This is a genomic window from Methylobacterium sp. BE186, from assembly GCF_031457035.1.
Classification (GTDB): Bacteria; Pseudomonadota; Alphaproteobacteria; order Rhizobiales; family Beijerinckiaceae; genus Methylobacterium; species Methylobacterium segetis.
Window position 1 is genome coordinate 1 of sequence record NZ_JAVDVV010000015.1, and the last position, 14,512, is coordinate 14,512.

Here is a 14,512-nt window from a genome sequence, read left to right on the forward strand (position 1 = left end):
CCCTCGCGGTGGCGGTGCTCCGGCCCATGCTCAAGAAGCACCACGCGGCGAACGAGGCCGCCCTCCCGGCCGGCGCCCTCGCCCACGCCTGAGCCAAAACGCGCGCCCCGGTTCGCCGGGGTGCGCAGCCTGTCCCGGAACGGCCCTTCTCAGGTTCTCGAAGCGTCTGGAGCGTCACGTTGCTTCAAGCTCACACGCCGATGCCAAATCTAGCTTTCGTCGGGCGTGGCGCGACGCTCCGGCACCAGGCCTACGAGATGATCAAGCGCTCGATCCTGGCGATGGACATCTACAACAGCGCGACCGAGATCCGCCTGGACGAGAACCACATAGCCCGTGAGCTCGGCATCAGCCGGACGCCCGTGCGGGAGGCGATGTCCCTCTTGGAGCAGGAGGGCCTCGTCCGATCCATTCCCCGCCGTGGCCTGTTCGTCGTCCGCAAGACCAAGCGCGAGCTGATCGAGATGATCACGGTCTGGGCGGCGCTGGAGGGCACGGCCGCCTACCTCGCGGCAAGCCGAGCGAGCGACGCCGAGCTCGCCGAGCTCGCCGAGATGTTCGCCACCTTCACTCTCTCGGGCCTCACGAACCGGCTCGATGACTACACGGACGCCAACATCGCCTTCCACCAGGCCATCATCCGCCTCGGCAACTGCCAGCTCATGGTCGAGATGTCCGCGAACCTGTTCGTCCATGTCCGCGCGATCCGATCGACGTCGATCCGCCAGGACGGGCGCCCCGACCGCTCGATGCGCGAGCACGCCGCGATCATCGCGGCCCTGCAGGCCCGCGCCGCCGAGCGCGCCGCCATCCTTGTCCGCGACCATGCCCTCGGGCTCGCCGGCCATGTCGAGGCGCACTGGACCGTTCCCAAGACCTAGCAACACGATGGAGCCGGAGCATGCTTCGCTACGTGATCCCGATGGCCCTCGTCCTCGCCGCGACCGGCGCCCGCGCCGCCGAGATGGTCGAGGCGCCGCTCCCGCACCGCGCGCCGGCACTCGTCTCGCAGCTCGTCGGCTACGCGATCACCCTGGAGAAGTGCAAGGCGGTCAAGCCCGGCCGCAACGCCCAGGCACCCTGGCTCGCCCTCCGGGCGGCCTACGGCTCCGCGGAGGAGCGCTGGGAGCAGGATGAGGCACGGCTCAAGGCGCTCGTGCGCAGCGAGATCAACCGCCAGCGCCTGACCATGCCGGAGCCCGCCGACGGCTGGTGTGAGGAGGCCAAGCGCGCCTACGGCCGCCGCGGCACCATCTACCCGGACGCGATCTCGATGATCGACGGCTCCTCCAGCAGCGCCTCCTTGGGCGCCGAGGCGCTGTTCACCGCCGACACGCTGGAGATCTACCAGCACTGATGGCGTGCCGCGCAAGGGCTGGCCGGCAGCTCCCTGTAATGCCGCTTACGCGACAGGACGCGCGCGCATGATGCGAATTCAGTAGCCTCGCGCGTGCACGACGATTGCATCATTTGAGCTTGCTACCTCCTGCGACGGTCACCCAAAATGGGCGAGCGCCTTTCGTGGCTCTCGTTCAACCAAGGACTGGAGGAAGCGAGCTATGGCTGAGACGGGCACGTTATCAGTTCCGAGCCATCCGCTGATCGAGAGTGATCGCGTCGAGGGCACCGCTGTTTACGATGCGAACGGAGTGCGGATCGGAACCATCAAGCGTCTCGTGATCGAAAAGATCAGCGGCCAGGTGGTTTATGCCGTCACGACGTTCCGCGGCTTCCTGAACCTGGATTCCGAGATCCATACGGTTCCTTGGGAACAGCTGCATTACGACACGAAACTGCACGGCTACCATACGAGCATCACAGAGGAGCAGCTGCGCAATTCGCCCGAGTTCTCCCGTGACGACACGCTTCTGTCTCGGGACGAGTGGGAACAGCTCGGCGAGTACTACGCAGGTCCGTTGTAGGGAGCGCTCGGCAGCCACGGGCCCGGCTTCCCCTCACGGATGCCGCGGCCGGTGATCCCCAAGCCCATACTCCTCCCTCTGCGATTCCCGTATTCCATGATGCCCAACCCGCGAAGGTCCGCTACCGAGGGCGATGCGACCCGTTGCGGCCGCTTGGCTGAATGCCGGCGACACTCCCCTCAGCGGACCTCGCGAGCAGGGAACAAACGTCGGATTTCGGCCCCTAGGCTGCACCCTCGCGCTGCAGGCAGGCCTCGCACTCGCCCTCGACTTCGAGGATGCGGCTCGCGGGGCGGAACCCGGCGCGCGCCAGGGTGCGGCCGAGCTGGTCCTCGATCTCGGGCGAGGTGGTCTCGTCGATGCCGCCGCAGCTGCGGCAGATCATGAAGACGAGGCCCGCCCCCTCCCCGTGGCTGTGGGCGCAGGGGACGAAGGCGTTGCGGCTCGCGATGCGGTGGACGAGGTCGTGCTCGGTCAGGAAGTCGAGGGCGCGGTAGACCGAGACCGCCGCCACCCGGCGCCCCGGCTCGCTCAGGCGCTCGGCGATGTCGTAGGCGCCGAGCGGGCGGCCCGCCTCGGCAACGGCCTTCAGGACGTCCCGGCGCAGCCGCGTGAATTGCAGGTCGCGCTCCCGGCAGAGGCGCTCGGCCCGCTCGATGACGGCGTCTCCGCCGCAGCAGGGGCCCGCCTCGTGGCCGGCCTCATGAGGGTGCCTGTGCTCCGTCACGGCGGGTCCCGATTGAACTCCGAGGGTGTTACAGTGTATCAGCCCCGACTATAGGGCGCAGGCCCGATCCCGGCAAATCGTCCGGCGCGCGAGGATGCGGGCCGGCGGGCGGGAGGCGCCACCCGCCGCGACCGGCCCGGACGCCCGTCGCCGCGCCACCGGAACCGACCCCGACGTGACCCGATCCGACCGGCCCCGAGCCTCGTCCCGAGCCCCCTCCGCCCCCCCGTCGCGCCGGCCGACGTCGCGCGCCTCCCTGTTCCGCGCCGGGATCGGCGCCCGCCTCGCCCTCGCCGCCGCTTGCGCCGGCGGGCTCTGGCTCGTGATCCTGTGGGCGCTCCGGTGACGGTGCCTCCGCGCGGCGCCATCGCCTTCGACGGGCTGACCCTCGGCTATGACCGGCACCCGGCCGTGCATCATCTCGACGGCGCGATCCCGCGGGGCGACCTGCTCGCCCTCGTCGGCCCGAACGGAGCCGGCAAGTCCACGCTCCTGAAGGGGATCGCGGGGGAGATCGGCAGCCTCGACGGCCGGATCGAGCGCGACCGCGGCGCCATTGCCTACCTGCCGCAGGCCGACGAGATCGACCGCAGCTTTCCCCTCAGCGTCCTCGACCTCGCCTATATGGGCCTGTGGCGGCGGCTCGGCCCCTGGGCGAGCCTGCGGCGGCACCGGGGCGAGGCGCTCGCCGCCCTCGCCGCGGTCGGCCTCGACGGGTTCGAGGCGCGGGCGATCGGCACCCTGTCCGGCGGCCAGTTCCAGCGGGCCCTGTTCGCGCGGCTGATCCTGCAGGACGCCGCGATCATCCTGCTCGACGAGCCCTTCACCGGGATCGACGCCCGCACCACCGACGACCTCGTCGGCCTGATCCGCCTCTGGCACGGGCAGGGGCGCACGATCGTCGCGGCGCTGCACGACCTCGCGCAGGTGCGCGCCCATTTCCCCACGACCCTGCTGCTGGCCCGCGAGCCCGTGGCCTGGGGACCGACCGCCGCCGTGCTGACGCCCGCCCATCTCGCCCGCGCGACCCGGCTCTCGGAGGCCTGGGACGAGAACGCCGCGATCTGCGCCCGCGGCCATATCCACGAGCATGCCCACGAGCATGCCCACGAGTCTCTTCACGAGCCCGCGCACGCGCACGAGCCCCACGACCACCACCACGCGGGCGCGCACGGGCATGATCGCGATCAACGCGGCGACGTTCGGGGGGAGATCGCGCACAAGGCCGTGCCGGACCCCGATCCCGCGCGCCCACTCCACCGGAGCGCCTCGTGATCGACCTCGTCCTCGGCCCCTTCCTCGAGTTCGGATTCATGCGCCGGGCGCTGGCGGGCTGCCTCGCCCTGTCCGTCTCGGCCCCGCCGATCGGCGTCTTCCTGATGCTGCGCCGGATGAGCCTGATGAGCGAGGCGATGAGCCACGCCATCCTCCCCGGCGCCGCGGCGGGCTTTCTCGTCGCCGGCCTGTCCCTGCCCGCGATGACGCTGGGCGGCCTCGCGGCCGGCCTCGCGGTGGCTTTGCTCGCCGGCCTCGTCACCCGCTCGACCGTGCTGAAGGAGGATGCGAGCCTCGCCGCCTTCTACCTGATCTCGCTCGCGGCCGGCGTGCTCCTCGTCTCCCTCAGGGGGTCGCAGATCGACCTCCTGCACATCCTGTTCGGCACGGTGCTCGCCCTCGACGACCCGGCGCTGCTGCTGCTCGGCGGCATCGCGAGCGTGACGCTCCTGGCGCTCGCCGTGCTCTACCGCCCGCTCGTGATGGAGTGCGTCGACCCGCTCTTCCTGCGCACGGTGAGCCGCGTCGGCGGCCCGGTCCACCTCGCCTTCCTCGGCCTCGTGGTGATGAACCTCGTCGGCGGCTTCCAGGCGCTGGGGACGCTGCTGGCGGTCGGCCTGATGCTGCTGCCGGCGATCACGGCGCGGTTCTGGGCCTCCGACCTCAGCGGCCTGATCCCGGTCTCGATGCTCGCCGCGGCGCTCGCCAGCGTGATCGGCCTCAGCCTGTCCTACCACGCGGACCTGCCCACCGGCCCCGCCATCGTGCTGGCGGCGGGGGGCCTCTACCTCGTCTCGATGCTGGTGGGGCCGCGCGGCGGCCTCGTCTACCGCCTCGTCCGCCCTCGCCACCTCGAAGCGTGAGGCCCTCTCAGAGGCCGAACAGGCTCATGATGCCGGCGACGATCGCGTAGACGAAGCCGGCATTCAGCGCGACGCCGACGGTGCCGATCCCGAGCCCGACGAGGACGATGATGCCGTCCCGCTCGACGAGGCCGAGCCCCACGAGGCAGACCGCGAGCCCGAGCGGGATCTGCCCGACCACGGGCGCCGCGACGATCAGCGCCATCGCCAGCGTCAAGAGGATCAGCCCCATCCCGCGCATGCCGATCGCGGTCTCGAACACCGCCATGCGCGGCCGCGACCAGCGCTCCAGCCGCCGCAGCAGCGGAACGGCCCGGTTCACCGCCCGCTCCACGTCGCTGCGCGCGACGGAGCGCCCGAGCAGCGCCCGCGGCAGCCAGGGCGCCGACATGCCGGCCGCGATCTGCACCGCCACGAGCAGCAGCAGCAGCCCGCAGATCAGCGGGATCGGCGGCGGCATCGGCAGGCAGTTCGGCAGGCCGAGGATGACGACGAGCAGCGCGAAGGCGCGGTCCCGCAGCACGGCGACGATGTCGCCGACGGTCAGCCTCTCGCCCTCCTGGCTCGCGAGCACGGTGAGGACGTCGGAAGTTCGTGCACCGGAATACAAGAAGGTTCGGCCGCTGGCTGCTGTCCCGGGCGCGGCTCTAGCCGAGTTCGGTGCGGGCGCCAAGCGCGCCAGCGCACCTGCCGGCGGGACTTCGAAGCTTCTCGCGGAGCGTGCGGGACTGCTCGCGGGGTGCGCGGCGCGGGACGCGTCATCGTCGAAGGACGCATCGCTGAAGTTTTCGGCGTCGGAGAATTCCGACCTGAGGTTTTCTTCAATCATGCCGACCGGATGATCCGCCGTTGACCTGAAACGACCAGAAATAATTCCTTGTTTCTCCCGTGCAGATGCGCCCGATCTCTGGCGGAATCGAGGCACGAGAACCTACACTGATGCGAATTCAGCCTGGGCGAGTCCCCGGTGACACGCATTCTCCTATCGGCCGTCTCCGCTGCCGCCGCGCTCCCGCTCGCCGCCGCTCCCCTGCGCGCGGAGAGCTACCCGCTCGGTACGGTCGTGTTCGGAAGCCTCGACGCGGCGCCTGCCTCCTTCGCGGCGAGCGGCCTGAAGCTCGATCTCGGGCATCGAGGCGGCTCCGGCCCCGTGATCCTGGCGAGTGCCGGCATGGGGCGGCGCTTCGAGACGGCCCTCTGTTTCTGCGGCCCACGCGTCACCATCGCGCGGCTCGCCCGCTACACCGTCTCGGCCTCGGCCCTCGCGGGCTACCAATGGGCCGGGGATTGGGGCGTCGCCGCCCTCTATGCCGGAGCTGAATCCGTGCTCGAGGCGCTGACGGACGGCAGCGGGTTCGGCCTGCTGCCGGCGCGTTTCGGGCTGCGCCTGCAGGGCGAGATCTGGGCCCATCCGAGCCCGGACACCCTCGTGAACGGCACCCTGATCCTCGGATCCGCCCGGGGCGACCTCTGGAGCCGTGTCGCCCTCGGTCATCGGATCTGGGACGCGTATCTCGGACCCGAGGCGAGCCTGTCCGCGGATGCGACGGGCTACGGCAAGTGGAGCTTCGGCCTCCACGCCACCGACATCGCGCTGTGGCGCTACCATCTGCGTGTCTCGGCGGGCGTGCAGTTCGAGAGCGGACGGCGGGATCCGAGCCCGTACGTCTCGCTCACCGTCTGGACGGATCTGCGGTAACCGCCGGCACCGGGCCGCCTCTACGGCTCGAGCCCGAGGGCGAGCTGACCCTCCGGCGCCCGTGCCTGCGTTGAGAGGCCGTCGAGGAAGCGGGCCGCGTCCGCCGCGATCTCGCCCCGGCGCCTTGCATCCATCTTCGCCAGGGTCCGGTAGGGCATGGCGAGGCGTGGGTTGCCGGACAGGCGATCCTCGTTCTCGATCAGGAAATTCCAGTAGAGGTAATTGAACGGGCAGGCCCGCGGGCCCGCCTTCCGTTTCACGTCGTAGGCGCAGGACCCGCAATAATCCGACATGCGGTCGATGTAGGCGCCCGACGCCGCGTAGGGCTTCGAGCCCATCACGCCACCGTCCGCCCACAGCACCATGCCGTGGACATTGGGCAATTCCACCCATTCGAAGGCGTCGGCGAACACGACGAGATACCATTCCTCGACCTGCGCCGGCTCGATTCCGGCGATGAGGGCGAAATTGCCCGTCACCATCAGGCGCTGGATATGGTGGGCGTAGGCATGCGCCCGCGTGTCCCGGATCACGTGCGCGAGGCAGTTCATCGGCGTCGCGCCCGACCAGTAGAACCAGGGCAGGTCGCGCGTGGCGCGAAGCGCGTTGGTGCGGGCGTAATCCGGCATCCGCGCCCAGTAGAGGCCGCGCACGTATTCCCGCCAGCCGAGGATCTGGCGGATGAACCCTTCGGCGCAGTTCAGCGGCACGGAGCCCTCGCGGTAGGCGCGCTCGGCCGCGCGGCAGACCTCCTCCGGCGTGAGGAGGCCGGCGTTCAGGGCCGGCGCCAGCAGCGCGTGGTAGAGGAAGGGCGCGCCGGCCTGCATCGCATCCTGATAGTCGCCGAAGGTCGGCAGGCACTCGGCGACGAAGTGCCGGAGCGCCTCGAGCGCGTCCGACCGCGTCACAGGCCAGGCGAAGCCGTCGAGGGAGCCGAAATGGTCGGGGAAGCGTGCGGCCACGAGGTCGATCACCGCCTGGGTGATCGCGTCCGGCGCGAAGCCCGGCCGGCGCGGCGGGACGTGGCCCTTCGGCAGGCGCCTGCGGTTCTCGGCGTCGAAGTTCCACTGGCCGCCGACGGGCTCGGCCCCCTCCATCAGGAGGCCGGTGCGGCGGCGCATGCCCCGATAGAACGTCTCCATGCGCAGGCTGCGCCTGTCCCCGGCCCAGGCCGCGAACTCGGCGCGCGGGCAGAGAAAGCGGTTGTCGTCGCGGATCTCGACCGGGATGGCGAGATCGTCCCGCCATCCCTGCATCATCTCGTGGACGCGCCACTCGCCGGGCTCGGTCACCACCACCCGGTCCGGCCGGTGGCGGGCGACCGCCCGCTCGAGCTCGCCCGTGAAGCTGCCGCTGTTGCCCGCATCGTCGAGGCGGACGTAATCGACCGCGACCCCCTCGGCCCGGAGCTCGTCCGCGAAGTGCCGCATCGCCGAGAACAGGAAGGCGATCTTCTGCTTGTGGTGGCGGACATAGGTCGCCTCGGCCTCGACCTCGACGAGCAAAACCACGTCGCGATCCGGGTCGAGGTCGGTCAGCGAGCTGACCCGCCGGTGGAGCTGGTCGCCGAGGACGAAGCGCAGGGTCCCCGCCGCGCGGGCCGCGCGCCTCCCCGCCACCGCCTCAGCCCTTGGTCCGCAGCATCGCCCGCCCGCCATCGGCGCCGATGATCTGACCGGTGATCCAGGCCGCCTCCGCGGAGACGAGGAAGCTCGCGAGCGCGGCGACGTCCTCGGGGCGCCCGAGGCGCTGCAGGGCGTGCATCTGGGCGATGCCCTGGGCCAGGGTCTCATTGCCGGTGATCGCCGCGGCAAGCGGCGTCCGGGTGAGCGAGGGCGCCACCACGTTGACGCGCACCTGCGGCGCGAGTTCGGCCGCGAGCGACAGGGCGAGCCCCTCGACCGCGCCCTTCGCCATCGCCACCGAGGCATGGGAGGGGAACCCCTGCGCCACCGCCACCGTGGAGAACAGGACGACGCCTGCCCCCGCCTCGCCCGCGCCGGCCTTCAGGGCGGGCGCCGCCGATTGGAGCGCCAGGAAGGCGCCGAGGGCGTTGATGCGGAAATCGGCTTCGACATCCTCGGCGGTCAGCCGCGCGAGGTGGCGCAGATTGATCGTGCCCACCGCGTAGACGAGGCCACCGAGGCGCCCGCCGGCCTCGCGGGTCACTTGGTCGAAGAAAGCGGGGTCCGTCACGTCACCGGCCGTGATCGTGGTGTCGCCGAGGTGATCCGCGGCCTCCTCGAGCCGGGCGGCATCGCGGGCGGCGAGATGGAGAGCGTAGCCGCGTGCCCGCAAGGCCCGCGCCGTGGCGCGCCCGATGCCGCCCGTGCCCCCGTAGATCACCACCCGTTCCATCGGCGTCCCGTCCCTCGGTGCATCCGGCGCGGATTTTTCGCGCGGGCCGCGACCATTCCCGCGGAATGATGCTTAGGTATGGCGCGGGGATGCCCCGGGGAGTCGCGGCGCGCGGCCCGGCCCCATCGTCAATGTCGCAGCCGGAGCCCCGGCCCCGGCGTCAGGAGCCTGCATGAAATTCGCCTTTGCGGGCATCGATTTCCTCGGCGGCGTGTTCGACGCGCTGATCCAGGCCGGCTGGACGCCGATCAAGCTGTTCACGCGGCCCTGCGACGGGATCTACGACCACAACGAGGCGGTCGTGGCGCTGGCGCGCCAGCACCGGCTGCCCATGCAGCTCTCGCGGCTGCGCATCGGCGATCTCGACGCGCTCAACGCCGCCCATGGCCGCGACTGGGCCCTCGTCGTGGCGGGCTATCCCTGGCTCATCACCGGCTGGCACGGGCGCGCGGCCTACGGGCTGAATTTCCATCCCTCCCCGTTGCCGACCGGGCGCGGCCCCTACCCGCTCTTCCAGGCGATCCGCGAGGGCTATGAGAGCTGGGGCGTCACCGCGCACGTCCTCGCCGAGCAGGGCTTCGACACGGGCGATATCCTGGCCCAGGACATCTTCCCCGTCTCACCCGGAGAGACGCACGAATCCCTCCTCGCCAAGTGCCAGATGGCGGCGCGGCGGCTCGCCTCCGGGCCGATCGCGCGTGACTTGCCCACGCGCTGGCGCAGGCCCGAACCGCAGGGCGACGGCTCCTACTGGGCACGGGTGAGCGACGCCGACCGGACCCTCGACTTCCGCCAGGAGGTCGAGGCGATCCTGCGCCGCGTGCGGGCCTTCGGGTCGATCGAGACGATCGCCCGGCTCGGCGACAGCCGTGTCTTCGTCGCTGCCGCCGAGGGCTGGCGGGAAGCCCACACCCACACGCCCGGCACCATCGTCCACCGCTACCGCCGCCAGATCGTGGTGGCGGCCCGGGACGGCTACGTGCTCGTCACCCGCTGGAGCCTCGTGCCGATCAACGAGGCCGGGCAGATCGGCCGCTGACGATGGCGCGGATGCGCCGCAAGGGCGATCTCCCGACGAAGCCCTGTGCCCAGTGCGGCAGGCCCTTCGCGTGGCGCAAGAAATGGGAGCGGGTCTGGGAGGAGGTGCGCTACTGCTCCGACCGCTGCCGGGCGGAGGCGAAGCGGGAGCGGACGGGGTGAGGCCGCCCTCAGGAACGACGTCCGGACCCGGAAGGCGTCACCCCGAGCGTTCGCCGCAGCGCCTCCGGCGTGTCCACATCGAAGCCCATCCCGGCCGTGCCGGCGATCTCCAGCACGTCGTCGCGCCCGGCCAGCAGCGGACCGGCGCCCCGGTCGCCCCTCAGCGCGGCCAGGGCCGGACCGAGGCGGCGCAAGTTGAGGAGCACCGGGTTGCCGCGCCGCCCCGCATGGACCGGGATCACGGCGGCCGGGCGCGGCTCGGCGCCCGCGAAAGCGTCGGCCAAGCGGTCGAGGTCTCCACCCGTGACGCGCGGCATGTCGCCGAGGAGGATGACGGCCGCCCCGATCCCCGCGGGCAGGGAGGCGAGCCCGGCCCTGAGGGATGTCGAGAGACCCTCCGCATAGTCGGGATTGCGCAGGCAGGTCAGGTCTAGGCCTCGGAGCGCCGCGCGCACGCCCTCCGCGTGGGCACCGAGAACCGCCACGACCGGGCGCAGCCGCGAGGCGAGCGCGGCCTCCGCCGCGTGGCGCACGAGGGGGCGGCCCTCGAGTTCGGCGAGAAGCTTGGGTTCGGGCCCGAAGCGGGTGCCGCGCCCGGCCGCGAGGATCAGGGCGGCGACCGCCTCAGCCATCCTCCTCCTCCGCGCTCGCGCCGCCGCCGCGCGGCTGCGGTCGCGAGACGATCTCGGTGAGGAGGCCGCCGACGCCGAGCGCCACGATGTCGGCGCGGGTCACGGCGAGCCCGGCGAGCAACCGGTGCAGGATCCAGTCGAACCCGTTCTCCTTCGGCGAGCGCGCACAGCCCGGCGCGCCGATCACCGGCACGGCACCGCGGGCGCCGACGAGGAGGAGGTTGCCCGGATCGACCGGCATGCCGAGATGATCGACCCGGCCGCCCGCCGCCTCGATGCCGGCCGGGATCACGTCCCGCCGGTCCGCGATGGCCGAGGCGCCGAAGATCACGACGAGTTCGGCGCCGTCGCGGTCGATCAGGTCGGCCAGAGCCGTGGCGACGGCGGCACCCTCGTGGGGAACACGGCGTTCCGCGACGATCCCCGCCCCCGTCGGCGCGAAGCGCTGCGCCAGGGTGCGCAGGGTCTTCTCGACGGTCGCCGGCTTGAGGCTCGGCAGCAGGGTCGAGACCACGCCGATTCGGGTCAGGCGATAGGGCTCGACCGCGATCGGAGGGCTGAGGGCCGCCGCGCGGGCGCGCTCGATCAGCACCCCCGGCACCGCGTAGGGGATGATCTTGACGGTCGCCACCATCTCCCCGGCCGCCACCGGCTTGAACGGCGGCAGCGTCGCCACCGTGATCGCCTCGTCGACGGCGTTCGCCGCGTCGATCCCCTCGCGGGCGACGCGCAGAACGCCCGCCCGCACCGCGTGGAGATTGCAGCGGCCGGTGAAGGGCTCGGCGGCGGAGACGCCCTCCCCAGCCATGTGCCGCGCGAGGCGCGAGGCCGCCTCGTCCTCGCCGAGGTCGCCCGGCTCGAGCCGCGCCGCGACGATCTCCCGGAGGCCCGCTCTCTCGAGCCGGGCGACGATCTCCGCCGAGATCGGGCTTCCCTTGCGCAGGGTGGCGTCGTCCGCCCGGACGGAATGCGCGGCGATGAGGCCCGCGGCCTCGTGCAGCGGAACCGGCCCGAATTTCACGCGCCCGCTCCCGTCCGGCGCCGGGCGGCGACGATCTCGGCGAGGATCGCGACCGCGATCTCGGGGGGGGTGGCAGCACCGATATCGAGGCCGATCGGCGCGCGGATGCGGCCGGTCTCGGCCTGCCCGAAGCCGGCTTCCGTCAGGCGCTCGAGGCGCCGGGCATGGGTCTTCCGCGAGCCGAGCGCGCCGACGTAGAAGCAGCCTGCCCTCAGGGCGGACCGAAGCGCCGGATCGTCGATCTTGGGATCGTGGGTCAGGGCGGCCACGGCGCAGTAGCGGTCGAGCGGCGGCACGGGGCCGGCGAACGCCTCGTCCGGCCAGAGCGACACGAGTTCGATGCCGGGAAAGCGCTCGGGTGTCGCGAAGGCCGTGCGCGGGTCGATCACCGTGACGGCGAGGTCGAGACCCGCGGCCATCGGCGCGAGCGCCTGGCTGATATGGACCGCACCAATCACCACGAGCCGCACCGGGGGGACCTGGACGGTGAGAAAGAGGTCTCGCCCGCCGGCCTCCACGAGCCCGCTACGGCCGCTCGCGAGATGCGTGCGCAACGTCTCGGCGAGCGGGTCGGCATCGATCTCCGCCTCGCGCACCAGCCGCTGCTCGCCGCTCGCGACGTCGGTGACGAGGATGGCGGCGCGGCGCGCGGCGCGCTCGGCGTTGAGGGCCGCGAGGGTCTCGATGCGCATCAGGCGACCCGTTCGAGGAAGACGCGGATCCGCCCCCCGCAGGACAGGCCCGCCCGCCACGCCGTCTCGTCGGCCACGCCGAATTCGAGGATGCGCGGGCGACCGTCCGCGATCACGTCGAGCCCTTCGGTGATGACCTCGCCCTCGACGCACCCGCCCGAGACGGAGCCGAGGAAATTGCCGGCGCCGTCGATGACGAGGTGGCTGCCGACCGGGCGCGGCGCCGAGCCCCAGGTCTCGATCACGGTCGCGACGGCGACGTCGCGCCCGTCCCGCCGCCAGGTCTCGGCGGCGGCAAGGATGTCTGTGTCGGTGGCGAGCATGGCGCGGGATCCCGCAACGGGCGGCAAGCCGGGGCCCCGGCCGCGCCCGAACGTGTGGAGAGGGAGGCAGTTAGGCGGTCCCGCGCGGGGCGCAAGCCGGGCGCGCTCCGCGGCCGGGCAGCGCGTGCCTTTCCGCACCGCGCCGCCGGGAGTATCAAACCGGACGGAGATTGCTCCGCCACCGCGCCCGGCGAACCTCAATGAAGCTTACTCCGGCCGTTCTTCTCGCTCTCATCGCGGTCGCCGCCCCGGCACGGGCTCAGGCACCGGCCTCAACCCCCCTGAAGATCGGGCTGGCGGCGCCGCTGACGGGGCCGGATGCCGCTTTCGGGCAGGGCCTGCGCCTCGGCGCCGAGCAGGCGGTCGCCGACCTCAACCGGGGCGGAGGCCGCAAGCTCACCCTCGTCGTCGCCGACGATGCCGGCGATCCGAAGCAGGGCGCAGCCCTCGCCCGGAAGTTTGCCGCCGAAGGGATCAGCCTCGTCGTGGGGCCGTTCGCCTCCTCAGTCGCGGCCCTCGCGCAGCCGGCCTACGAGGAGGCGGGCATCGTGATGGTGACGCCCGGCGCGACCTGGACGCCCCTGAGCGGGCGAGGTGCCTGGAACCTGTTCCGGCTCGTCCCGAGCGACGCGCAGCAGGCGGCCTTCGCCGGGGCCTACCTCGCGGACCGCTACGGCAGCCGACGCATCGGCCTCGTGCACGACCGCACCACCTTCGGCCGCGGACTTGCCGACGAGGTCGGTCGCACGCTCAAGGCTCGGGGGCGCCGGGAGGTGCTGTTCGAGAGCCTGCCCCGCGGCGCGAAGGACGCCGCGGATCTCGCGGCGAAGCTGAAACGGGCGGCGGTCGAGGTCGTCTATTTCGGCGGCCTCGCGCCGGAGGCGGCGCTGCTCATCCGGGCGATGCGCGAGGCCGGCCTCGACGCACCGCTCGTCGGCAGCGATGGCCTGCTGGACAAGGATTTCGCGCAGGCGGCCGGCCCCGGTGCCGAGGGCACGGTGATGACGATGGAGCCCGAGCCGCGCAGGCTGCCCGAGCCGCGGGGCGGCAAGGCGCCGGCGCGCACGCCCGAGGCGGAGGCCGTGGCGGCCCGGGCCTATGCGGCGGTCGAGCTTCTCGCGCTCGGCGCGGCGCGGGCGAGATCGGCGCAGGCCCGCAAGGTCGCCGCCGCCCTGCGGGAGGACGCGCCGATCCGGACCCTCGTCGGCGACCTCGCCTTCGACGCGCAGGGCGACGCGCGCTACCCCGACCTCGTCCTGCGGACGTGGCGACGGGCGCCGGACGGCCGCATCGACTACCTGATCGCCGAGGGAGGCCCTTGAGGGCGGCTTTCCTGTCGATGGCGGGGGTGGGTGCGGGCGCACGCGCTTGCTTCGCCACCGCGCCGACACTACATGCGTGCTACGCTTGACGGCTTCGCGCATCCGACGGGATCGGACCCGCCGCCCCGGCGTTTTGCTGATTGGCTGGTGAACGTGATCCCGGATCCCCGCGCTCGCCGGGCGCTCCGGCTGGAGAGGATGGATGGCGAAAGAAGAATTGATGCAGTTCGACGGTCTCGTTCTCGAGATCCTTCCGGATGCCCGCTACCGCGTGCAGCTCGACCAGGGCCACGAGATCGTGGCCTACACGGCCGGCAAGATGAAGAAGAACCGCATCAAGACCCTCGCCGGCGATCGCGTCACGGTCGAGATGTCGCCCTACGACCTGGAGAAGGGCCGCCTCGTCTTCCGTCACAAGGACGAGCGCTCCGGCCCCCGCCCGCCCGTCCGCGGCGGCCAGTTCCGGCGCCGCTGACGC

The 14,512-nt window shown here is 72.1% G+C and carries 18 protein-coding genes; 10 read left to right on the top strand and 8 right to left on the bottom strand.

Features of this window, described 5'->3' with window-relative positions; all coding sequences use genetic code 11:
- Positions 1 to 200: 200 nt before the first annotated feature.
- The 3 genes from J2X36_RS15865 (at position 201) to J2X36_RS15875 (ending at position 1,922) form a co-directional block, all read left to right on the top strand.
- Positions 201 to 881 (top strand): GntR family transcriptional regulator, encoded by a 681-nt coding sequence (locus tag J2X36_RS15865; RefSeq protein ID WP_310351391.1) that lies wholly within the window; start codon positions 201 to 203, stop codon positions 879 to 881.
- 20 nt (positions 882 to 901) lie between these two features.
- Positions 902 to 1,357, top strand: a complete 456-nt coding sequence (locus tag J2X36_RS15870) for a hypothetical protein (RefSeq protein ID WP_310351393.1) — start codon at positions 902 to 904, stop codon at positions 1,355 to 1,357.
- Between the two features lie 202 nt (positions 1,358 to 1,559).
- Entirely contained in the window at positions 1,560 to 1,922 is a 363-nt protein-coding gene (locus J2X36_RS15875) for a PRC-barrel domain-containing protein (protein ID WP_132253571.1), read from the top strand.
- Positions 1,923 to 2,145: 223 nt separating this feature from the next.
- Here J2X36_RS15875 and J2X36_RS15880 read toward each other — a convergent pair whose 3' ends face one another.
- Positions 2,146 to 2,649, bottom strand: coding sequence for a Fur family transcriptional regulator (locus J2X36_RS15880; protein ID WP_132253573.1), 504 nt, complete (start codon positions 2,647 to 2,649; stop codon positions 2,146 to 2,148).
- Between the two features lie 342 nt (positions 2,650 to 2,991).
- Here J2X36_RS15880 and J2X36_RS15885 point away from each other — a divergent pair, with 342 nt between their 5' ends.
- Entirely contained in the window at positions 2,992 to 3,924 is a 933-nt protein-coding gene (locus tag J2X36_RS15885) for an ABC transporter ATP-binding protein (RefSeq protein ID WP_310351401.1), read from the top strand.
- Positions 3,925 to 3,962: 38 nt separating this feature from the next.
- Entirely contained in the window at positions 3,963 to 4,787 is an 825-nt protein-coding gene (locus tag J2X36_RS15890; RefSeq protein ID WP_132253643.1) for a metal ABC transporter permease, read from the top strand.
- A gap of 7 nt (positions 4,788 to 4,794) precedes the next feature.
- Here the strand turns inward: J2X36_RS15890 and J2X36_RS15895 are convergent, their stop codons facing one another.
- On the bottom strand, positions 4,795 to 5,397 hold the full coding sequence (locus J2X36_RS15895; protein ID WP_281024559.1) for an exopolysaccharide biosynthesis protein: 603 nt from the start codon (positions 5,395 to 5,397) through the stop codon (positions 4,795 to 4,797).
- A gap of 357 nt (positions 5,398 to 5,754) precedes the next feature.
- On the opposite strand from J2X36_RS15895, the gene bcsS reads away from it, so the two are divergent.
- On the top strand, positions 5,755 to 6,486 hold the full coding sequence (gene bcsS / locus J2X36_RS15900; protein ID WP_310351405.1) for a cellulose biosynthesis protein BcsS: 732 nt from the start codon (positions 5,755 to 5,757) through the stop codon (positions 6,484 to 6,486).
- A gap of 20 nt (positions 6,487 to 6,506) precedes the next feature.
- On the opposite strand, the gene J2X36_RS15905 is transcribed toward bcsS, so the two are convergent.
- Complete coding sequence (locus tag J2X36_RS15905; protein WP_310351407.1) at positions 6,507 to 8,105, bottom strand: cryptochrome/photolyase family protein; 1,599 nt, start codon at positions 8,103 to 8,105, stop codon at positions 6,507 to 6,509.
- A 4-nt stretch (positions 8,106 to 8,109) separates the two neighbouring features.
- On the bottom strand, positions 8,110 to 8,844 hold the full coding sequence (locus J2X36_RS15910) for an SDR family oxidoreductase (protein ID WP_310351410.1): 735 nt from the start codon (positions 8,842 to 8,844) through the stop codon (positions 8,110 to 8,112).
- A gap of 172 nt (positions 8,845 to 9,016) precedes the next feature.
- Between J2X36_RS15910 and J2X36_RS15915 the strand changes: the two genes are divergently transcribed.
- Both J2X36_RS15915 and J2X36_RS15920 read left to right on the top strand, forming a co-directional pair.
- Positions 9,017 to 9,883: a formyltransferase family protein gene (locus tag J2X36_RS15915; protein ID WP_310351412.1), complete on the top strand. Its 867-nt coding sequence runs from the start codon at positions 9,017 to 9,019 to the stop codon at positions 9,881 to 9,883.
- A gap of 2 nt (positions 9,884 to 9,885) precedes the next feature.
- Positions 9,886 to 10,044, top strand: coding sequence for a DUF2256 domain-containing protein (locus J2X36_RS15920; RefSeq protein WP_207919188.1), 159 nt, complete (start codon positions 9,886 to 9,888; stop codon positions 10,042 to 10,044).
- A gap of 8 nt (positions 10,045 to 10,052) precedes the next feature.
- Here J2X36_RS15920 and J2X36_RS15925 read toward each other — a convergent pair whose 3' ends face one another.
- From J2X36_RS15925 to J2X36_RS15940, 4 genes are read right to left on the bottom strand one after another with little or no spacing between them, the layout of a single operon-like run.
- Complete coding sequence (locus J2X36_RS15925) at positions 10,053 to 10,676, bottom strand: nucleotidyltransferase family protein (RefSeq protein ID WP_310351416.1); 624 nt, start codon at positions 10,674 to 10,676, stop codon at positions 10,053 to 10,055.
- Positions 10,669 to 11,697 carry a molybdopterin-binding protein gene (locus tag J2X36_RS15930; protein ID WP_310351419.1) on the bottom strand — a complete coding sequence of 343 codons (1,029 nt, stop codon included), beginning with the start codon at positions 11,695 to 11,697 and terminating at the stop codon, positions 10,669 to 10,671. Before J2X36_RS15930 ends, J2X36_RS15925 begins: the two co-directional genes overlap by 8 nt.
- The gene (locus J2X36_RS15935; RefSeq protein ID WP_310351421.1) at positions 11,694 to 12,389 is read right to left on the bottom strand and encodes an XdhC family protein; all 696 of its coding nucleotides are present in this window, start codon (positions 12,387 to 12,389) and stop codon (positions 11,694 to 11,696) included. The genes J2X36_RS15930 and J2X36_RS15935 overlap by 4 nt, the downstream gene beginning before the upstream one ends.
- On the bottom strand, positions 12,389 to 12,712 hold the full coding sequence (locus J2X36_RS15940; RefSeq protein ID WP_310351425.1) for an XdhC family protein: 324 nt from the start codon (positions 12,710 to 12,712) through the stop codon (positions 12,389 to 12,391). Before J2X36_RS15940 ends, J2X36_RS15935 begins: the two co-directional genes overlap by 1 nt.
- Positions 12,713 to 12,912: 200 nt before the next feature.
- Between J2X36_RS15940 and J2X36_RS15945 the strand changes: the two genes are divergently transcribed.
- Positions 12,913 to 14,034 (top strand): branched-chain amino acid ABC transporter substrate-binding protein, encoded by a 1,122-nt coding sequence (locus tag J2X36_RS15945; RefSeq protein ID WP_132253598.1) that lies wholly within the window; start codon positions 12,913 to 12,915, stop codon positions 14,032 to 14,034.
- 202 nt (positions 14,035 to 14,236) lie between these two features.
- On the top strand, positions 14,237 to 14,509 hold the full coding sequence (gene infA, locus J2X36_RS15950; RefSeq protein WP_109890537.1) for a translation initiation factor IF-1: 273 nt from the start codon (positions 14,237 to 14,239) through the stop codon (positions 14,507 to 14,509).
- Positions 14,510 to 14,512 lie beyond the last annotated feature (3 nt).

Excerpts from the sequence above, each read along its gene's own strand:
- J2X36_RS15910 (WP_310351410.1), bottom strand. The coding sequence starts at position 8,844 with ATGGAACGGGTGGTGATCTACGGGGGCACGGGCGGCATCGGGCGCGCC.
- infA (WP_109890537.1), top strand. The coding sequence starts at position 14,237 with ATGGCGAAAGAAGAATTGATGCAGTTCGACGGTCTCGTTCTCGAGATC.
- J2X36_RS15875 (WP_132253571.1), top strand. The coding sequence starts at position 1,560 with ATGGCTGAGACGGGCACGTTATCAGTTCCGAGCCATCCGCTGATCGAG.
- J2X36_RS15935 (WP_310351421.1), bottom strand. The coding sequence starts at position 12,389 with ATGCGCATCGAGACCCTCGCGGCCCTCAACGCCGAGCGCGCCGCGCGC.
- J2X36_RS15940 (WP_310351425.1), bottom strand. The coding sequence starts at position 12,712 with ATGCTCGCCACCGACACAGACATCCTTGCCGCCGCCGAGACCTGGCGG.
- J2X36_RS15925 (WP_310351416.1), bottom strand. The coding sequence starts at position 10,676 with ATGGCTGAGGCGGTCGCCGCCCTGATCCTCGCGGCCGGGCGCGGCACC.
- J2X36_RS15915 (WP_310351412.1), top strand. The coding sequence starts at position 9,017 with ATGAAATTCGCCTTTGCGGGCATCGATTTCCTCGGCGGCGTGTTCGAC.
- J2X36_RS15890 (WP_132253643.1), top strand. The coding sequence starts at position 3,963 with ATGCGCCGGGCGCTGGCGGGCTGCCTCGCCCTGTCCGTCTCGGCCCCG.
- J2X36_RS15870 (WP_310351393.1), top strand. The coding sequence starts at position 902 with ATGCTTCGCTACGTGATCCCGATGGCCCTCGTCCTCGCCGCGACCGGC.
- J2X36_RS15865 (WP_310351391.1), top strand. The coding sequence starts at position 201 with ATGCCAAATCTAGCTTTCGTCGGGCGTGGCGCGACGCTCCGGCACCAG.
- J2X36_RS15920 (WP_207919188.1), top strand. The coding sequence starts at position 9,886 with ATGGCGCGGATGCGCCGCAAGGGCGATCTCCCGACGAAGCCCTGTGCC.
- J2X36_RS15945 (WP_132253598.1), top strand. The coding sequence starts at position 12,913 with ATGAAGCTTACTCCGGCCGTTCTTCTCGCTCTCATCGCGGTCGCCGCC.